The sequence below is a fragment of the Ramlibacter sp. genome (assembly GCF_028291745.1).
In the GTDB taxonomy this organism is placed as follows: domain Bacteria; phylum Pseudomonadota; class Gammaproteobacteria; order Burkholderiales; family Burkholderiaceae_C; genus Ramlibacter.
Genome location: NZ_JAQGNQ010000042.1, coordinates 1 through 17,367 on the forward strand (window position 1 = coordinate 1; position 17,367 = coordinate 17,367).

The window sequence follows — 17,367 nt, forward strand, 5'->3', positions numbered from 1 at the left end:
AGGCCGATGCCGCGGCGTCGGCGGCCGCGGCGCTGCCCGGCGCTGGAAACCGCGTCATCTTCGACCTGATCAGCGAGCTGCGCGAGAAGATCGTGGTAGGCCTCAACTCGACCGGCCAGGTGACCGAGTTCCAGCTGCGCTCGCGCATCCACTTCCGCCTGCGCACCCCTGGGGGCAAGGAGCTGATTCCCGACACCGAGCTCTTGCAGCAGCGCGACATCAGCTTCAACGAAGGCGCGGTGCTGTCCAAGGAGGCGGAAGAGGGCTTGCTGTACCGCGACATGCAGAGCGACCTGGTGCAGCAGCTCCTGCGGCGGCTGGCCGCCATCCGGACCTTGTAAGGCTCAGCGCTGGCAGGCGCCGCCGTCGCGCCTGCATGGTCCGATTCGCGCGTCCTACAGCCCTGTGGCCCGGCAGGTGCCACCCTGTCCGTGCCGCCGCCGTGGCGCTGCCCTTGCGCTCGCCCGGCGGCGGCCCCATCTTTCACAAGAACAGGGGAGCCATCGCATGGACGCCACCACAAGCTCCGTCACCCACGACCTGATCGGCAAGGAGGCCCGCCACGGTGCGCGCAACTACGCGCCCGTGCCGGTGGTGGTGGACCATGCCAAGGACTGCCTCGTGTGGGATGTGGAAGGCAAGGAGTACATCGACATGATGAGCGCGTACTCCTCGGTCAGCCACGGCCACCTGCATCCGCGCATCGTCGCGGCGGCGCAGCGCCAGCTGCAGAAGGTCGCCGTGATGTCCCGCGCGTATTACGGCACCACGCTGGGCCCCCTGCTGGAAAAACTCAGCGAGGTGACCGGCTTCGAGCGCGCGCTGCCGATGAACACCGGCGCCGAGGCGGTGGAGACCGCGATCAAGTGCGCCCGTCGCTGGGGCCATTGCATCAAGGGGATCCCGGACGGCGAGCAGCGCATCCTGGTGGCACGCGGCAACTTCCACGGCCGCACCAGCACCATCATCGGCTTCTCCAGCGAGGAGGAGTACCGTACCGGCTTCGGGCCGTTCTGCGGCGGCTTCCAGCACTTCGACTTCGGCGACATGGCGAGCGTGAAGGCGGCGGCCACCGGGAACACCTGCGCCGTGCTGATCGAGCCGATCCAGGGCGAGGCCGGCGTGGTGGTGCCGCCACCGGGCTTCTTCCGCGAGCTGCGCGACTGGTGCACCGCCAACAACGTGCTGCTGATCGACGACGAGGTGCAGGCGGGACTGGGGCGCACCGGCAAGTGGTTCGCCTTCGAGCACGAAGGCATCCGCCCCGACGCGCTGATCCTGGGCAAGGCGCTGGGCGCCGGCCTGTTGCCGGTCAGCGCTTTCTGTGCCGACGACCGCGTGATGCAGGTCTTCGTGCCGAACAGCCATGGCTCCACCTTCGGCGGCAATGCACTGGCCGCGGCGGTGGCCCTGGAAGGCCTGAAGGTCCTCGACGAAGAAGGGCTGGTCGCGCACTGCGCGGAGAAGGGCGAGTACCTGTTCAAGCGCCTGCGTGAAGTGCAGGCGCAAGTGCAGCCGCTGATTCGCGACGTGCGTGGCCGCGGCCTGTGGATCGGCGTGGACATCGAGCCGTCCTGCACCACGGCGCGCGACCTGGTGGAGCGGCTCGCCGCCAACGGCGTGCTGTCGAAGGAAACGCACGACACCGTGATCCGCTTCGCGCCGCCGCTGACGATCACGCATGCACTGATGGATCGAGCGGTGGAGATCTTCCGGCGCGTGGCGCTGGAGAAACATCGGGAGCTGGGGCTCGCGTAGGCTGGGCTGCCCGCAGGGCACCCCAGCGATGGCGTTCGCCCAGCTGGGGTGCGCATCGCGCAGCCCAGCCTACGGGCAAGCAACGCGCCCGGTAGACTCGGCCCATGCAGCTTGCCCCTGCCCAACTCCCCCAGCACCTGCAGCGCGCGCTGCGTCCCCTCTACACCCTGCACGGCGACGAGCCCTTGCTGGTGCAGGAGGCCGCCGACGCGATCCGCGCGACCGCGCGTGCGCAGGGCTATACCGAGCGCAGCGTGCACACCGTCTCCGGCGCGCACTTCGACTGGAGCGCCGTGCTCGCGGCCGGCGGTTCGCTCAGCCTCTTTGCCGACAAGCAGATCGTGGAGATCCGCGTGCCCTCGGGCAAGCCGGGCAAGGAGGGCAGCACGGCGCTGCAGCAGATTGCCGAAACTTCCAGCGGCAACGACAGCACGCTCACGCTGGTCCTGCTGCCGAAGGTGGATTTCCAGACGAAGAAGTCGGCCTGGTTCGCGGCCCTCGAAGGCCACGGCGTCGCCATCGAGGTGCAGCCGGTGGAACGCGGTGCCCTGCCGCAATGGATCTCGCAAAGGCTGGCGGTCCATGGCCAGCGGGTGGCCGCCGGCGAGGAAGGCCAGCGGACGCTGCAGTTCTTCGCCGATCGCGTCGAGGGCAACCTGCTGGCCGCCCACCAGGAGATCCAGAAGCTCGCCTTGCTGTATCCGGCCGGCGAGCTGTCGTTCGCGCAGGTCGAAAGCGCGGTGTTGAACGTCGCCCGCTACGACGTGTTCAAGCTGTCCGAAGCGGCGCTGGGCGGCCAAGCCGCCCGCGTGCAGCGCATGCTGGATGGCCTGCAAGCCGAAGGCGAGGCGGCGGTGCTGGTGCACTACACGCTCTCGGAGGACATCCGCGCCTTGAAGCGCGTCAAGGATGCGATCGTCGCCGGCCGACCGCTGCCGATCGCGCTGCGCGAACAGCGCGTGTGGGGCGTCAAGGAAAAGCTGTTCGAGCGCGTGCTGCCCCGGCTTTCGCCCACGACGCTGGACAACCTGCTGCACGCGGCGCACGTGGCCGACGGCATCGTCAAGGGCCTGAAGGCGCCGGGCTGGCCGACCGAGGGCTGGCAGGCGCTCCATCGCCTGGCGATGGACCTGTGCCTCGCGGTCGCTTCACCCGTCACCTCAGTGGGAGGGCAGGGTGGGGGCGGTACCCAAAGGGGCAGGGGATAATCACCCGATGAACGCCATGAACATCTCCGAGCACATGAGCTCGCTGGGCCTGCAGGCCCGCGAGGCTTCCGCGCGCATGGCGTCCGCCTCGGCGGCGGAGAAGAGCCAGGCCTTGCGTGCGTTGGCCGGCCTGCTGCGCACCAGCGGCACATCGCTGCAAGCCGAGAACGCGAAAGACATCGAGCGCGCCACCGCCGCCGGCCTGGCCGTGCCCATGGTCGATCGCCTCAAGCTCACGACCGGGATCATCGAGACGCTGGCCATCGGCTGCGAGCAGCTCGCGGTGATGCCGGACATCATCGGCGAGATCGTCGGCATGAAGCAGCAGCCCAGCGGCATCCGCGTGGGCCAGATGCGCGTGCCGCTCGGCGTGTTCGGCATGATCTTCGAGAGCCGGCCCAACGTGACCATCGAGGCGGCCAGCCTGTCGATCAAGAGCGGCAACGCCTGCATCCTGCGCGGCGGCTCGGAGGCGATCGAATCCAACAAGGCACTCGCCCGGCTGGTGCAGCAGGCGCTGCTGCAGGCCGGCCTGCCCCCCGAGGCCGTGCAGCTGGTGCAGACCACGGACCGCGAGGCGGTCGGCCGCCTGATCGCCATGCCGGAATACGTCGATGTGGTGATCCCGCGCGGCGGCAAGAGCCTGATCGAGCGCATCTCGCGCGAGGCCAAGGTGCCGGTGATCAAGCACCTCGATGGCAACTGCCACACCTATGTCGACGATCCCTGCGACCTCGAGATGGCGGTGAAGGTCGCGGACAACGCCAAGACCCAGAAGTACAGCCCGTGCAACGCCAGCGAGGGCCTGCTGGTCGCACGCGGCGTGGGCCCCGCGTTCCTGCCGAAGATCGGCGCCGTGTTCGCGGCCAAGGGCGTGGAGATGCGCTGCGACGCCGAGGCGCGCGCGCTCCTGCAGCAGGTGCCGGGCGCCAACGTGCAGGAGGCGAGCGAGGCGGACTGGTCCGCCGAATACCTCGCGCCCATCATCAGCGTGAAGGTGGTTGCCGGCCTCGACGAGGCGATCGCGCACATCAACCGCTATTCCTCGCACCACACGGACGCGATCCTCACGCGCGACCACGTGCATGCGCAGCGCTTCCTGCGCGAGGTGGACTCGGCCAGCGTGATGGTCAATACCAGCACGCGCTTTGCCGACGGCTTCGAATACGGGCTGGGCGCGGAGATCGGCATCAGCACCGACAAGTTCCACGCTCGCGGGCCGGTCGGCATCGAGGGCCTGACCTCGCTCAAATGGATCGTTCTCGGCAACGGCGAAATCCGCGGATGACCGACGGCGCAAGCGCCGAGATGGTCTTGCACAGCGGGCGCAAAGCACCCAAGTAGAGGCAATGGTCCCCCATCTCATCACGGCCCTCACCGGGCCGATCAACGAACTCGAGCAACGCATCCTGGAGTCCATGCCGGCGGTCGAACGCTGGTTCCGGCTGGAATGGATGGAGCACACGCCGCCCTTCTACTGCTCGGTGGATATCCGCAATGCCGGCTTCAAGCTGGCGCCGGTCGACACCAACCTGTACCCCGGCGGCTGGAACAACCTGACGCCGGAGATGCTGCCGCTGGGCGTGCAGGCGGCGATGGCCGCCATCGAGAAGATCTGCCCGGAGGCCAAGAACCTGCTGGTGGTGCCGGAGAACACCCGCAACCCCTTCTACCTGGCCAACATCGCGCAGCTGCAGAAGATCTTCCGCATGGCGGGGCTGAACGTGCGCGTGGGCTCGATCGACGCCGACATCAAGAAGCCCACGACCGTCGACCTGCCCGGCGGCGAAACGATCACGCTCGAGCCGATCGTGCGCGGCAAGCGGCGGCTCGGGCTGAAGAACTTCGACCCCTGCACCATCCTGCTGAACAACGACCTCACCGCCGGTGCACCGGGCATCCTGGAGGACCTGCACGAGCAGTACCTGCTGCCGCCGCTGCACGCGGGCTGGTCGGTGCGCCGCAAGAGCCGGCACTTCCAAAGCTACGACGAGGTGGCCAAGCGCTTCGGCAAGATGCTGGGCATCGACCCCTGGCTGATCAATCCGATGTTCAACCGCTGCGGCGAACTGGACTTCTTCAAGCAGGAAGGGCTGGAGTGCCTGCGCACCAACGTCGATACGCTGCTGACCAAGATCCGCAAGAAGTACAAGGAATACGGGATCAACGAGAAGCCCTTCGTGATCGTCAAGGCCGACAATGGCAGCGCCGGCATGGGCATCATGACCGTGCGCGAGGTGAAGGACCTGGACGCGATCCGCGATCGGCCGCGCAACAAGCCGCCGGTGGTGAAGACCGGGGCGGCGATCACGGACGTGATCATCCAGGAGGGCGTGCTCACCGCCGAGCGCATCAACGACGCCGTGGCCGAGCCGGTGGTGTACATGATGGACCGCTACGTTGTGGGCGGCTTCTACCGCGTGCATGCGGAGCGCGGCACGGATGAGAACCTCAACGCGCCCGGCGCCAGCTTCGTGCCGCTGGCGTTCGCCGAAAGCACCCGCTTGCCGCAGCCCGGCCAGAAGCCCGGCGCCAGCGCGCCCAACCGGTTCTACATGTACGGGGTGATCGGGCGGCTGGCGATGCTGGCGGCGAGCTACGAGCTGGAGGCGACGGATCCCGAGGCTGAGGTGTACGAATAGCGCCAGATGCTGGGGTGGCCTGCGGCCAGCCCAGCCTACCCGACGCCTGCTGTAGGCTGGGCTCGCGCAGCGACCCCAGCGCCGCCTTCCAGTTGTTGCGGTGCAACAACCAGACGGCGCGCCGGCAGCGCAGGCGCACAATAGCGGTCCCAAAGTTCAAGATCCCGCCGGCGCCCTGGGCCGGGACGGGGCCGTTCGTGCAGAACTCCAAATCATCGCTTGCGGCGCTCACCATTGGCGCCATCGGTGTCGTCTATGGCGATATCGGCACCAGCGTCCTCTATGCCGTCAAGGAAGTCTTCGGCTCCGGACACGTGCCCTTCACGCCGCAGAACGTCTACGGCGTGCTGTCCATCTTCTTCTGGACGCTGACGGTCATCGTCTCGATCAAGTACGTGGTGCTCGTGCTGCGCGCCGACAACAACGGCGAGGGCGGCCTGATCGCCATGCTGGCGTTGGCCTCGCAGGCGGTGAAGGACAAGCCCAAGCTGCGCCAGGCGCTGTTGGCCGTGGGCATCTTCGGCACCTCGCTCTTCTACGGCGACGGCGTCATCACCCCCGCGATCTCGGTGCTGTCGGCCGTGGAAGGCCTGAAGATCGTCTCGCCGCACCTGGACGAGTGGGTGATCCCGCTCACGCTGGTGATCCTGCTCATGCTGTTCGTGGTGCAAAAGCGCGGCACCGGCGGCATCGGCAAGTTCTTCGGGCCGATCACGCTGGTCTGGTTCGCGACCATTGCCGTGCTCGGTGCCTCGCACATCGTGCGCCATCCCGAGATCCTCAAGGCGCTGAGCCCGGTGTATGCGGTGCGCTTCATCTTCGAGCACCCGAAGGTCACCTTCATCATCCTGGGTGCGGTCGTGCTGTGCGTGACGGGCGCCGAGGCGCTGTACGCCGACCTGGGCCACTTCGGCAAGAAGCCGATCCGCGTCGCCTGGTTCAGCGTCGTCATGCCGGCGCTCACCGTCAACTACTTCGGCCAGGGCGCGCTGCTGCTGGCCCACCCGGAGGCGGTGAAGAACCCTTTCTTCGTGATGGCGCCGGACTGGGCCTTGCTGCCCCTCGTGGTGCTGGCCACCGCCGCGACGGTGATCGCGTCGCAGGCCCTGATCACCGGCGCCTTCAGCGTGACCAAGCAGGTGGTGCAGCTCGGCTACCTGCCGCGCCTGAACGTGCAGCACACCAGCGTGCGCGACACCGGGCAGATCTACGTGCCGGCCGTGAACTGGGGCCTGTTCGTCGCCATCGTGATCGCGGTGGTGATGTTCCGCTCGTCCAGCGCGCTGGCCTCGGCCTATGGCATCGCCGTGACGCTGGACATGCTGATCACCACGATCCTGACCTTCTTCGTGATCCGCTACGGCTGGGGCTATCCGCTGGCGCTGTGCATCGGGGCCACCTGCTGGTTCTTCCTGGTGGACCTGGCGTTCTTCACCTCCAACCTGCTCAAGCTGTTCGAAGGCGGCTGGTTCCCGCTGATGATCGGCGGCTTCATCTTCACGCTGATGATGACGTGGAAGCGCGGCCGCAGCATCCTCAACGAAAAGCTGGTCACCGACGCCATCGACCTCAAGAGCTTCCTCGAATCGGTGTTTGCGGTGCCGCCGCTGCGCGTGCCCGGCACGGCGGTGTTCCTCACGGCGGAACCCGGCACGGTGCCCAACGCGATGCTGCACAACCTGAAGCACAACAAGGTGCTGCACGAGCACAACCTGTTCGTCACGGTGCGCAGCCACGAGGTGCCATGGATCGGCCTGGACCGCCGCGCCGAGATCGAGCCGATGGGCCACGACTGCTGGCAGGTGATCCTGCACTACGGCTTCAAGAACGACCCCGACGTGCCGCGCGCGCTGCAGCAGATCCGCGCCCGCGGCTGCGAGTTGGAGGCCATGACCACCAGCTACTTTCTGTCGCGCGACACGGTGGTGCCCACCATAGGCGGCGGCATGTCGGCCTGGCGCGAGAAGCTGTTTGCCCAGATGCACCACAACGCCAGCGCCGCGGCGGACTTCCTGAACCTGCCGAACAACTCGGTCGTGGAGTTGGGCAGCAAGGTGGAGATCTGAAGCGCGCTGCGCAGCACTGACAGCAGGATGGCGACCGGTACACCCGCGGAGCTGGACGTGGTCGTGGTCGGCGCCGGCCTCTCCGGTATCGCGGCGGCCCATTACCTGCAGCGCGAATGCCCCGACCGCAGCTTCGTGATCCTCGAAGGGCGCGCCGCGATCGGCGGCACCTGGGACTTGTTCCGCTACCCGGGCGTCCGGTCGGACTCGGACATGTTCACGCTGGGCTACAGCTTCCGGCCCTGGACCAGCGATGCCGCGATTGCCGACGGCGCGGCGATCCGCGACTACATCCGCGCGACGGCGCGCGACGAGGGCGTGCTGCCCCACATCCGTTTCGGCCACCGCGTGATCGCGGCCGACTGGGACTCCGCGCGCGCCCGTTGGCGCGTCGAAGTCGAGGCCGCCGGCGAGCGCCTGCGCATCGAGTGCCGCTTCCTCTTCTTCTGCAGCGGCTACTACGACTACGCGCGGGGCCACGCACCCGAGTGGCCGGGAAGCGCCGACTTCCGCGGCCGCATCGTCCATCCGCAGCATTGGCCGGCGGACCTCGACGTGGCGGGCCGGCGCGTGCTGGTGATCGGCAGCGGCGCGACGGCGATCACGCTGGTGCCCGCACTGGCGAGGCAGGCCGCGCACGTGACGCTGCTGCAGCGTTCGCCCAGCTACATCCTCGCGCTGCCGGCGCGCGACGCACTGGGCGGCGCGCTGCAGCGGGCCTTGCCACGCGCGCTGGCCTATCGCCTGATCCGCTGGAAGAACATCCTGCTCTCTGCGGCGCTGTTCCAGTTCTCGCGCCGGCGTCCGCAGGCCATGCGGCGCTTCCTCGTGCGGCAGGCGCAAAGGCAAAGCGGTGTCGCGCTTCAGCACCTGGAGCCGGGCTACGCGCCCTGGGACCAGCGCCTGTGCATCGCGCCCGATGCCGACCTGTTCCAGGTGCTGCGCTCGGGCCGCGCCTCCATCGTCACCGACACGATCGCCGCCTTCACGCCCGCCGGCGTGCGGCTCGCCTCCGGTGCCGAAGTGGCCGCGGACCTCATCGTCACTGCCACCGGGCTCAAGCTGCAGATGCTCGGCGGCGCCCGCCTCACCGTCGACGGCGCTGCCGTGCAGCCGGGCGCGGAGTTCTCGTACAAGGGCATGATGCTCAGCGGCGTGCCGAACTTCGCGATGGCCATCGGCTACACCAACGCGTCCTGGACGCTCAAGGCAGAACTGATCGCACGCCAGGTGTGCCGCGTGCTGAACCACCTGCGCGATCGCCGCCTCGACGTCTGCGTGCCGGTGCACGAGGGCGACAGCGGCGCGAGCCGGCCCGCGCTCGACCTCTCCTCGGGCTACATCCAGCGCGCGGTGAACGAGTTGCCTCGGCAGGGCGGCCGCAAGCCCTGGCGCATCCACCAGAGTTACCTGCGCGACCTGCTGGCGCTGAAGCTCTCGCCACTGGCCGACGGCGCACTGCGCTTCGCCCGGCGCGGCGAGATCCCGCGATGATTGCGCGGCCGCCCGAGCAGCCGCGCCGGCGGCATGGCTGGACGCGGCCGCACCAGCAGCCCCCTGGCGATTTGTGCAACAGTGCAAGCCAATGAACATCCTCTTCGTCGCCGACCCGCTCGAGGTCTTCCGGACTTACAAGGACACCACCTTCTCGATGATGCGCGAGGCCCAGCGGCGCAGCCACCGCGTGTTCGCCTGCGAGCCGCGGCATCTGGGCTGGCGCTCGGGCGAGGTGGCTCATGCCGAGGTGCGTGACATCGAACTGACCGGCGCCGAACACGACTGGTTCCAGGTGCGCGAGTCGCGCGTGCGGCCGCTGCGCGACTTCGACGCGGTGGTGATGCGCAAGGACCCGCCCTTCGACGGCGAGTACTTCTATGCCACCCACCTGCTGCAGCAGGCGGAGCGCGAGGGCGTCAAGATCTTCAACCGGCCGGGGGCGCTGCGCGATCATCCCGAGAAGCTGGCGATCATGGAGTTCCCGCAATTCCTGAGCCCCACGCTGGTCACGCGCTCGGCCGACGAGGTGCGGCGCTTCCACCAAGAGCATCGCGACATCATCCTCAAGCCGCTGGACGGCATGGGCGGCATGGGCATCTTCCGCGTCGGCCCCGACGGCCTGAACCTCGGCTCGATCATCGAGACCCTCAACCGCGAGGGCAGCACCACGATCATGGTGCAGCGCTTCGTGCGCGAGATCGCGCAGGGCGACAAGCGCGTGCTGGTGATCGGCGGCCGCGTCGTGCCCTTCTGCCTGGCGCGCATCCCGCAAGGCAGCGAGATCCGCGGCAACCTGGCCGTGGGCGGCAAGGGCGTGGCGCAGCCGATCTCGGACCGCGATCGCGAGATCGCCGAGACCATCGGCCCGCTGCTCAACGAGCGCGGCCTGCTGCTGATCGGCCTGGACGTGATCGGCGACTGCCTGACCGAGATCAACGTCACCAGCCCCACCTGCTTCCAGGAGATCACGCAACAGACCGGCTTCGACGTGCCGGCGATGTTCCTCGATGCGCTGGAGGAGGCGATCGACCGGGACCGGACGGTGCTCTGAGGCACGGCCTCGCCCTGGTGCTCAGGCCTTGGGGGCCTTGGGGGCCTTGGTGACTTCCAGCGTCCTGATCTCCATGGTCCCGCGCGCTTTGCCCCAGCCGCCGAATCCGAGCGAAAAGTACGCCTGCTTCTTGGCGGGCACGGTGATGCGGACATGCTGGTCCGAGTTGGGTTTCAGCTCGATGCTGGCGGCCCGGTCGTTGTCCGGCCCGAAGAAGGCGCCGAAGCCGTCGCGCGCACGGTCCTGGACCTCCACTGCGCCGAGCTGCAGGTGCACGTCGTAGTCACCGGGATCGAGCACCGCGGTCAGCTGGGCCCGCGACGTGCCGGCGCGCGGCATGGTGAGCGTGACGGAAGAGGCCTTGCGTTCCAAGGCCATCTTGGCGCCGCCCGCGTCCGTGGAGATCGTGGTGTCGATGATCTGCGGCTTCAGGTCGAGGGTGGCGCCATCCGGCACCTGGCCCGGCCCGGCGGGAGCAGGCGCCCCTTCCGCTGCCGCCTTGGCGCCGGCCTCCTTGCTCCCGGTATCCGGCTGGCACGCGGCGCAGGCCAGGACAGTGCCGACGGCCGCTGCCAGCATGCGCAGCGCGCTCAGGGCACCAGGGTTTTTCGGCGATGCGCCGGTTTGGGCCAAGGCTGAATGAGGCATCCGATCTCCGCTGGCAGCAACAGGTGTGGCCAGCCCGGGGGATCCGAAGCTGGCGCCGTGCATCATACTGAGCCGGCGCGCTTGCCAGCACCCGCGGCTCTCAGCGAACCGGATGCTGCAGCACCAGCTCGAGCTTCCTGATCTCGATGCTGCCGCTGCCGCGCCCCCAGCCGCCGAAGCCGATGGCGAACAGGTCCCGTTCCTGCTTCGTCGCAAGCACCGGCAGGTAATAGTGGCTGCCGGACCGGAGTTCGACGCTGCCGGACGCGTTGTTTTCCGGACCGAAGAAGGCGCCGAAGCCGGACTCGCCGCGCTCGCGCACCGTCACATTCCCGACTTCCAGGTGGAGCAGGTAGGCGCCTCGTTCCGCTTCGACGCTCACCAGCGCGCGCGAGGTCCCCGCCTGCGTCATGGTGAGGCGCACCGTAGTGCCCGAGCGGTCCAGGTGCATGACGTGCCCCTCGGCGTCGGTGGAGATCTGCTCCTGGACCAGCACCGGCATGAGGTCGTACTTCACCTCCGGCACGGCCGGCAGCTCTCCGGGGCGCAGGAAGATCTGCGGCGGCAACGCGGGCGGCGGCTCGAAGGACAGCAGTGCCAGGCTGCCGGTGGCTTCTGCGGGCAGTTGCAGCACGAAGGGGTTCGCTCCGTGGGTGTCGAATTCCTGCAGGTGCCCGAAGATGTCGTACACCACCTTGCTGGGGCCGGCGTTGTACACGGTCGCGGCGATCGCACGCACCTTGTTCGACGCCCCCAGGTTGAGCAAGATCTGGGCTGGCCGGTTCCATTCCTGCAAGCGGGTGCTGAAGTCGAGGCCGGCGACATCCAGCAAGGTATAGGGGCCAGCGCTCGCCAGCGCCCGCCCACCCGGATAGCGCCGTGGCCGATCGCTCAGCAGGTAGCGGAATGGTTGCGCGAGAAACGCGTCGCGCATCGCATCGCTTCCGGGGTCGCGTGGAACGTAGAGGTGGAACGGCTGCCAGTCGCGGGTGGAGACGAAGGGGCGCAAGCGGAGCACACCGTAGATGGCGTACCGCTGGTAGTAGTCCGCTTCATCCTGGTTGTTGTGGATGTCCAGCAGCAGCCGCCCGGGCGGAATGTTCGCCAGCAGCGGGCGCAGGTCGGCCGGGATGCGTACGAAATTCATCTTGCTGGCGGCCCAGGCGTCCTGCCGCACGGCGATGGCGATGAGGGCGAGCGCCATCACGGCGCAAGCGGCATGCAGGCCCTGCGAGCGCGCCAGCCGCCGCCCCAGCGCAGCGAGCCCGACGAAGGCCATCGGCATCACGAACGGGCTGAGGTAGGTGGCGGCCTTGAACAGGTTCCACGTATACATCGCCCGCCAATCGGGGCGGGTACCGATGCGCGCCTGGGAATAGTGCTGAAGCACGAAGCCGAACAGGATCGCGCCGGACAGCAGGATCGCCAGCGGCAGCGCGCGCTCGCGCTTGGTCAGCAGGTAGCCGATGCCCAGGACGCCCAAGCCACAGCAGGCGAGCGAAACCGCCGCGAACCAGCCCTGCGAGAACAGCGTGCCGGTGCCGTTCAGGGGCTGTCCCATCGCACCCATGGTCATCGCCAGCAGGTTGCGCACGCCGACCGTCTGTTCGGCGCCGTGGGCGACGCCGTGCAGCTGGGCCGCCATGCCCTGCACGCCCCACCAGAAATTGGCCGGCGAGATGAGCGTCCACACCAGCGTGACGCCCAGCACGATCTGCAGCGCGGTTCGCCGCACCACCGGCGCGCGCCAGTGCGGACCGAGCGCCGCCGCCAGGTAGCACACGCTCATGAGGGCACCGAGCGGCACGGCCTCGGGATAGCAGGACCAGGCGGCAAACGCCGGCAGGCCTGCGGGAAGAGCCCACGCGATCGTCCTGCGCCAGGGCAGCGGCTGGGCGGGCCGCGCCGCGACCAGCTCTGCCACTGCTGCGACCGTCGCGACCACGAACGCGAGCCCCAGGGTCTGTGGAATGAACGCCGCGTAGGCCGCCCAGGTGGCCGTCGGCGACACGCCGAACAACAGGCCGGCCAGGGTGGTCAGCCAGGCGGGCAGCCCCGGCGCCAGCCTGCGCGCAAGCAGCACCACCGCCAGGGCCTGCAACGCGAGGATGAAGCCGGTGAAAGCAGCGAACACGGACGTCACGTCGGCGCGGCCGAAGGACGCGAACAGCCCGAGCAGCAGCAGTGCGCCGATGCGCAGGTGAGAGGCCTGGTGATCGGCCACGTTCGCCTGCAAGGGGCTGAACCCGAGGCCGAAGTCGACCGGATCCGCGATGCCGTGGTCACGCAACCAGGTGCCCATGCCGACGTACTGGTTGAAATCGCCCGCCGAGAACAGGACGATGTGGCTGCCTGCGCGCATGACGGGCCACAGGTAGTGCAGGTACACCGCCAGCAGCATCACTGCGAGCAGCCCGATCTCGCGCCAGTCCGGCACGCGCAGGTGGCGCCACCCGAGCGCCAGCGCCGCCAACACGAGCGGGATGAGCACGAACCGTGCGGGCCGAACCCCGATACCGCCGACGAAGCTGCACCACGAGAGAACCACGATGATGGCCGCCAGGCCGACGAAGATCGCGCTTCCTTCCGAGACGGGGGTGCAGCGCAGGCCGCGGACGATCACCCGTCCCACGGCCCACGCCGCAACCGTGAACACCAGAGGCAACACCAGCCAGTACATCCGCGAATTCCCCGTGCTCTTTGTTTTTCAGGAAGCCAGCGCCACCCCGTCGACGAACACCTTCAGCTCGCCCGGCTGGAACTGCGTCCACTGCTCGTCGACCGTCAGCGGCGCAGTCACCACCACCGCCACCTTGTCCGCGGGCGAGGTGTGCTGCGCGAAGTCGACGCTCAGGTCCTCGTCCGCCAGTTGCGCGTGCGCGAAGGGATGCTGCCGCTCCACGTAATAGAGGTTGGTGGAGCAATGGGCCCACAGGGCGTCGCCGTTGGACAGCAGGAAGTTGAAGCGGCCGTGGCGCGCGATGCGCGGCGTCAGCTCGCGCAGCGTGATCGTCAGTTCCTCCACGCTGGGCATGCCCGCATGCGACTTGCGCAATTCCTGCATCAGCCAGCAGAAGGCGCGCTCGCTGTCCGTGCTGCCCACCGGATGGAAGCTGCCGTGCAGGCGCGGGTCGAAGTCCTGCAGGTCGCCGTTGTGCGCGAACACCCAGTAGCGGCCCCACAGCTCGCGCACGAACGGGTGACAGTTCTGCAGCGCGACCTCGCCCTGCGTGGCCTTGCGGATGTGTGCCACCACATGCCGGCTCTGGATGGGATAGCGACGGATCAGGTCTGCCACCGGCGACTCCGCGGCCGGCTGGTGGTCGACGAAGTGGCGCAGGCCGCGTCCCTCGAAGAAGGCGATGCCCCAGCCGTCGGCATGGTGGTCGGTGCGGCCGCCGCGCTGGGCGAAGCCCGCAAAGCTGAAGGTCACGTCGGTCGGCGTGTTGCAGTTCATCCCGAGCAGCTGGCACATGCTTCGATTATTGGCCAGTGCGGGCCTGCGGCGCGCGGGCGCAGGCGGGGCAGATGCAGGAGCGGCCGCGCGCCTCGACGGGCACGCGCGCCAGCAGGTCGGCAGCGAAGTCGACCTGCCGGCACCAGCAGGGGCCCTGCGGGATGCCGCTGGCGCGCTCGGTTTCCATGGCGCAGGTGTTCGGCTGCCCGCACAGCGGGCAGCGTCCGGGGTCGTCGGTGGCAAGCGGCACGAGCCCCATCGTAGCCGCTTCGCACCGGGCGGCCGCGGCCCACCCGGCGCGGGTCTCAGGCCTTGCGCGGCTCGGCCAGCGCCGCCAGCATCTTGGTCGGCAGGAAGGGCACGCTGCGCAGGCGCACGCCGGTCGCGTCGTAGATCGCGTTGCCGATGGCCGCGGGCACGACGGCAGCCGCCATCTCGCCGGCGCCCCAGGGCGGCGCCTCTGGCCGATTGATGACCTGCACCTCGATCTTCGGCACGTCGGGGAAGGTGAGGATGCGGTAGCTCGCCCAGTCGGTGCTCGTCACGCGGCTGGCATCGAAGCGCACTTCCTCCAGCAGCGTGCGGCTGACGGTCTGCACGATGCCGCCCTCCACCTGGTTGCGCACGCCATCGGGGTTGATCACCTGGCCGCAGTCGTGCGCGCAGAACACGCGCTCGACCCGCACCTTGCCGCTTTCCCGGTCGACCACCACATCGCAGGCGAGGGCGACGTAAGTGATCTCGTTCTGGTACCGGATGTAGGCAAAGCCGCGGCCGCGCGCCAGCGGCCCGGCCGTGGGTGCACTGAATGCCGGCCGCGCCTGCCAGCCCGCCATCTTCGCCGCGGCTTCCACCACGGCACGACTGCGTTCGTCCTTCAGGTAGGCCAGCCGCATCTGCACCGGGTCCTTGCCGGCGGCCGCGGCCACTTCGTCCAGGAAGGACTCGTTGGCGAAGTTGTTCTGCATGCGCCCGGGCGTGCGCAGGTGGGCGGTGCGCAGGAAGGCGTTGCCCACGCGGTCGACGCGCGTGAGCGTCGCCGGGAAGGCGTACTCCACGTCGCTGTTGTGCGCGATGTTGCCGGTGTACGTGCCCTTCTTCGCCACGCCCGAGTGCACCGCGGCCAGCAGCGGGAATTCTTCCAGCGTGCCGTTCTGCATGGCGACGATGAAGCGCGACTTCCAGGCGGTGACGCCGCCCTGCGCATCGAGTCCGGCCTCGAGGTCGACCACCGTCGGCGGGCTCTTGGGATCCCAGCCATGTTCGTCGTCGCGCATCCATTGCACGCGCACGGTGGCGGCTTGCCCGGTGCGCTGGGCGAGCAGCGTGGCCGCGAGCGCGGCGTCGGCGGTGCAATCCTCGTGACCGTTGCGGCCGTAGCAGCCGGAGCCGTCGAGATAATGCAGCCGCACCTTCTCCTTCGGCACGCCCAGCATCAGCGCCACCTCGGTTTGCAGCGAGTGGGTGGCCTGCGAGGGCGACCAGATCTCCAGGCCCGCGTCATCGGCGCGCGCGACGGCGCAGGACGGGCCGAGCGACGCGTGCGAATGGATGCCGAACTCGTAGCTGGCCTTGAGCGTCTTGGCGGCCTGCGCCAGGCCCGCATCCACGTCGCCGTGGCTCGGGCGCGGTTCGGCCTTGACCACCGGTTGCGCGCGCCAGGTCTCCATCATGCGGTCCTGCGCCGGCAGGCCCTTCCACACGGACCACTGCGGCTGGATGCGCTGGGCGGCTTGCACGGCCTCCCATTCGGTCCTGGCGAGCACCGCGAGGAAGTTGCCCTTGTGCACCGTGCCGAGGTAACCGGGGAGCTTCTTGGCTTCAGTGTCGTCGACTTCCAGCAGCGAGGCCTGCACCGCAGCCGGCCGGATCACGCGCGCGTGCACCATGCCTGGCAGCTTGAGGTCGTGCACGTAGGTGAACTCGCCCGTGACCTTGGCCGGGATGTCGAGGCGGCGCACCGGCTTGCCGACGAAGCGGTGGTCGGCGGGCTTCTTCAGCGGCGCCTTGGGATCCACCGCGATGGTCTGCACACCCTCGGCGAGCAGGCTGGCGTAGCTGGCGCTGTGCGCCGGGTCGGCTTTCAGCCGCACCATGCCGTCGCCGTCGAAGGCGAGTTCCGCGGGCTGCACGCCCCAGGTGGCGGCGGCCCGCGTGGCCAGCGCCTGGCGCGCCGTGGCGCAGGCCTGGCGCAGTTGCTGGCCGCCGGCGCTGATGCTCAGGCTGCCGGCGGTCTGCCCCTGGTCGATGGTGGTGGCGGTGTCGCCCATGACCAGCACGATCTTCTCCATCGGCACGTCGAGTTCGTCGGCCACCATCTGCGTGAGCGCGGTGCGCACGCCGGTGCCGAGGTCGACCTTGCCGCTGTAGATCGTGATGCGCCCGTCGCCTTCCAGCGCCAGCCAGGCATCGAGCGCTTCCTTCTTCATGGACTTGGCGGCGGCGGCGCCAGGGGCGTAGCTGAAGCCGACGACCAGCGCTTGCGTCAGGGCAGCGGCACCGGAGAGCAGGAGTTGTCTGCGTTGCATGACGGTCCTCCTCAGGCTTGTTGACTGGCCGCGCGCTGCACGGCGCGCACGATGCGCGTGTGCGTGCCGCAGCGGCACAGGTTGCCGGCCAGCGCAGTGCGGATCTGGTCCTCGCTGGGGTGCGGGTTCGACTTGAGCAAGGCGGTGGCCGCGACCACCATGCCGTTGGCACAGTAGCCGCATTGCGCGGCCTGTTCGTCGATGAAGGCCTGTTGCACGACGCTCGGCTTGGCGCTGCTGCCCAGGCCCTCCAGCGTGGTGATCGAACGGTCGGCGACGGCGGCCATGGGCACGCTGCACGAACGCACGACATGGCCGTCGAGGAGCACCGAGCAGGCGCCGCACTGTCCCTTGCCGCAGCCGAAGCGCGGCCCCCTCAGGTCCAGGTCGTTGCGCAGCGCGTAGAGCAGGGGCATCTGCGGGTCGGCGTCGAGCGTGCGGCTCGCGCCGTTGACGCGCAGCAGGATCTTGGCCATGCGATCTCCTCGTCTTCTTCCGGCACAGGCGGAAGG

General features: G+C 68.9%; 13 protein-coding genes and 1 pseudogene. 8 read left to right on the plus strand and 6 right to left on the minus strand.

Going from position 1 to position 17,367, the window contains the following annotated elements; all coding sequences use genetic code 11:
- From lptE to gshB, 8 genes and pseudogenes are all read left to right on the plus strand, one after another.
- Positions 1-341 (plus strand): LPS assembly lipoprotein LptE (lptE, locus tag JWP60_RS06250; RefSeq protein WP_299787893.1); only part of this gene is annotated, 341 nt, incomplete at its 5' end.
- A 166-nt stretch (positions 342-507) separates the two neighbouring features.
- Complete coding sequence (gene rocD, locus JWP60_RS06255) at positions 508-1,758, plus strand: ornithine--oxo-acid transaminase (RefSeq protein WP_299787894.1); 1,251 nt, start codon at positions 508-510, stop codon at positions 1,756-1,758.
- Between the two features lie 104 nt (positions 1,759-1,862).
- Entirely contained in the window at positions 1,863-2,966 is a 1,104-nt protein-coding gene (holA, locus tag JWP60_RS06260; protein ID WP_299787896.1) for a DNA polymerase III subunit delta, read from the plus strand.
- A 7-nt stretch (positions 2,967-2,973) separates the two neighbouring features.
- The gene (locus tag JWP60_RS06265) at positions 2,974-4,254 is read left to right on the plus strand and encodes a glutamate-5-semialdehyde dehydrogenase (protein ID WP_299787899.1); all 1,281 of its coding nucleotides are present in this window, start codon (positions 2,974-2,976) and stop codon (positions 4,252-4,254) included.
- Between the two features lie 61 nt (positions 4,255-4,315).
- Complete coding sequence (gshA, locus tag JWP60_RS06270) at positions 4,316-5,608, plus strand: glutamate--cysteine ligase (protein ID WP_299787902.1); 1,293 nt, start codon at positions 4,316-4,318, stop codon at positions 5,606-5,608.
- Between the two features lie 197 nt (positions 5,609-5,805).
- The gene (locus JWP60_RS06275) at positions 5,806-7,674 is read left to right on the plus strand and encodes a potassium transporter Kup (RefSeq protein ID WP_299787905.1); all 1,869 of its coding nucleotides are present in this window, start codon (positions 5,806-5,808) and stop codon (positions 7,672-7,674) included.
- A gap of 27 nt (positions 7,675-7,701) precedes the next feature.
- A pseudogene (locus JWP60_RS06280) lies at positions 7,702-9,150 on the plus strand (NAD(P)/FAD-dependent oxidoreductase); the annotation flags it as partial.
- Between the two features lie 109 nt (positions 9,151-9,259).
- Complete coding sequence (gene gshB / locus JWP60_RS06285) at positions 9,260-10,222, plus strand: glutathione synthase (RefSeq protein WP_299787908.1); 963 nt, start codon at positions 9,260-9,262, stop codon at positions 10,220-10,222.
- Between the two features lie 21 nt (positions 10,223-10,243).
- Here gshB and JWP60_RS06290 read toward each other — a convergent pair whose 3' ends face one another.
- Genes JWP60_RS06290 through JWP60_RS06315 form a run of 6 tightly spaced genes read right to left on the minus strand, consistent with a single transcriptional unit; the run spans position 10,244 to position 17,331 of the window.
- Positions 10,244-10,936, minus strand: a complete 693-nt coding sequence (locus tag JWP60_RS06290; protein ID WP_299787911.1) for a hypothetical protein — start codon at positions 10,934-10,936, stop codon at positions 10,244-10,246.
- Positions 10,937-10,970: 34 nt separating this feature from the next.
- A complete protein-coding gene (locus JWP60_RS06295) occupies positions 10,971-13,550 on the minus strand; it encodes a hypothetical protein (protein WP_299787914.1) in 2,580 nt (859 codons plus the stop codon).
- Between the two features lie 27 nt (positions 13,551-13,577).
- On the minus strand, positions 13,578-14,345 hold the full coding sequence (locus tag JWP60_RS06300) for a class II glutamine amidotransferase (protein ID WP_299787917.1): 768 nt from the start codon (positions 14,343-14,345) through the stop codon (positions 13,578-13,580).
- Positions 14,346-14,352: 7 nt separating this feature from the next.
- Positions 14,353-14,586 carry a cysteine-rich CWC family protein gene (locus JWP60_RS06305; protein ID WP_299787919.1) on the minus strand — a complete coding sequence of 78 codons (234 nt, stop codon included), beginning with the start codon at positions 14,584-14,586 and terminating at the stop codon, positions 14,353-14,355.
- 46 nt (positions 14,587-14,632) lie between these two features.
- The gene (locus JWP60_RS06310) at positions 14,633-16,855 is read right to left on the minus strand and encodes a molybdopterin cofactor-binding domain-containing protein (RefSeq protein WP_299787921.1); all 2,223 of its coding nucleotides are present in this window, start codon (positions 16,853-16,855) and stop codon (positions 14,633-14,635) included.
- Between the two features lie 11 nt (positions 16,856-16,866).
- Positions 16,867-17,331, minus strand: a complete 465-nt coding sequence (locus JWP60_RS06315) for a (2Fe-2S)-binding protein (RefSeq protein WP_299787924.1) — start codon at positions 17,329-17,331, stop codon at positions 16,867-16,869.
- Positions 17,332-17,367: the final 36 nt, after the last annotated feature.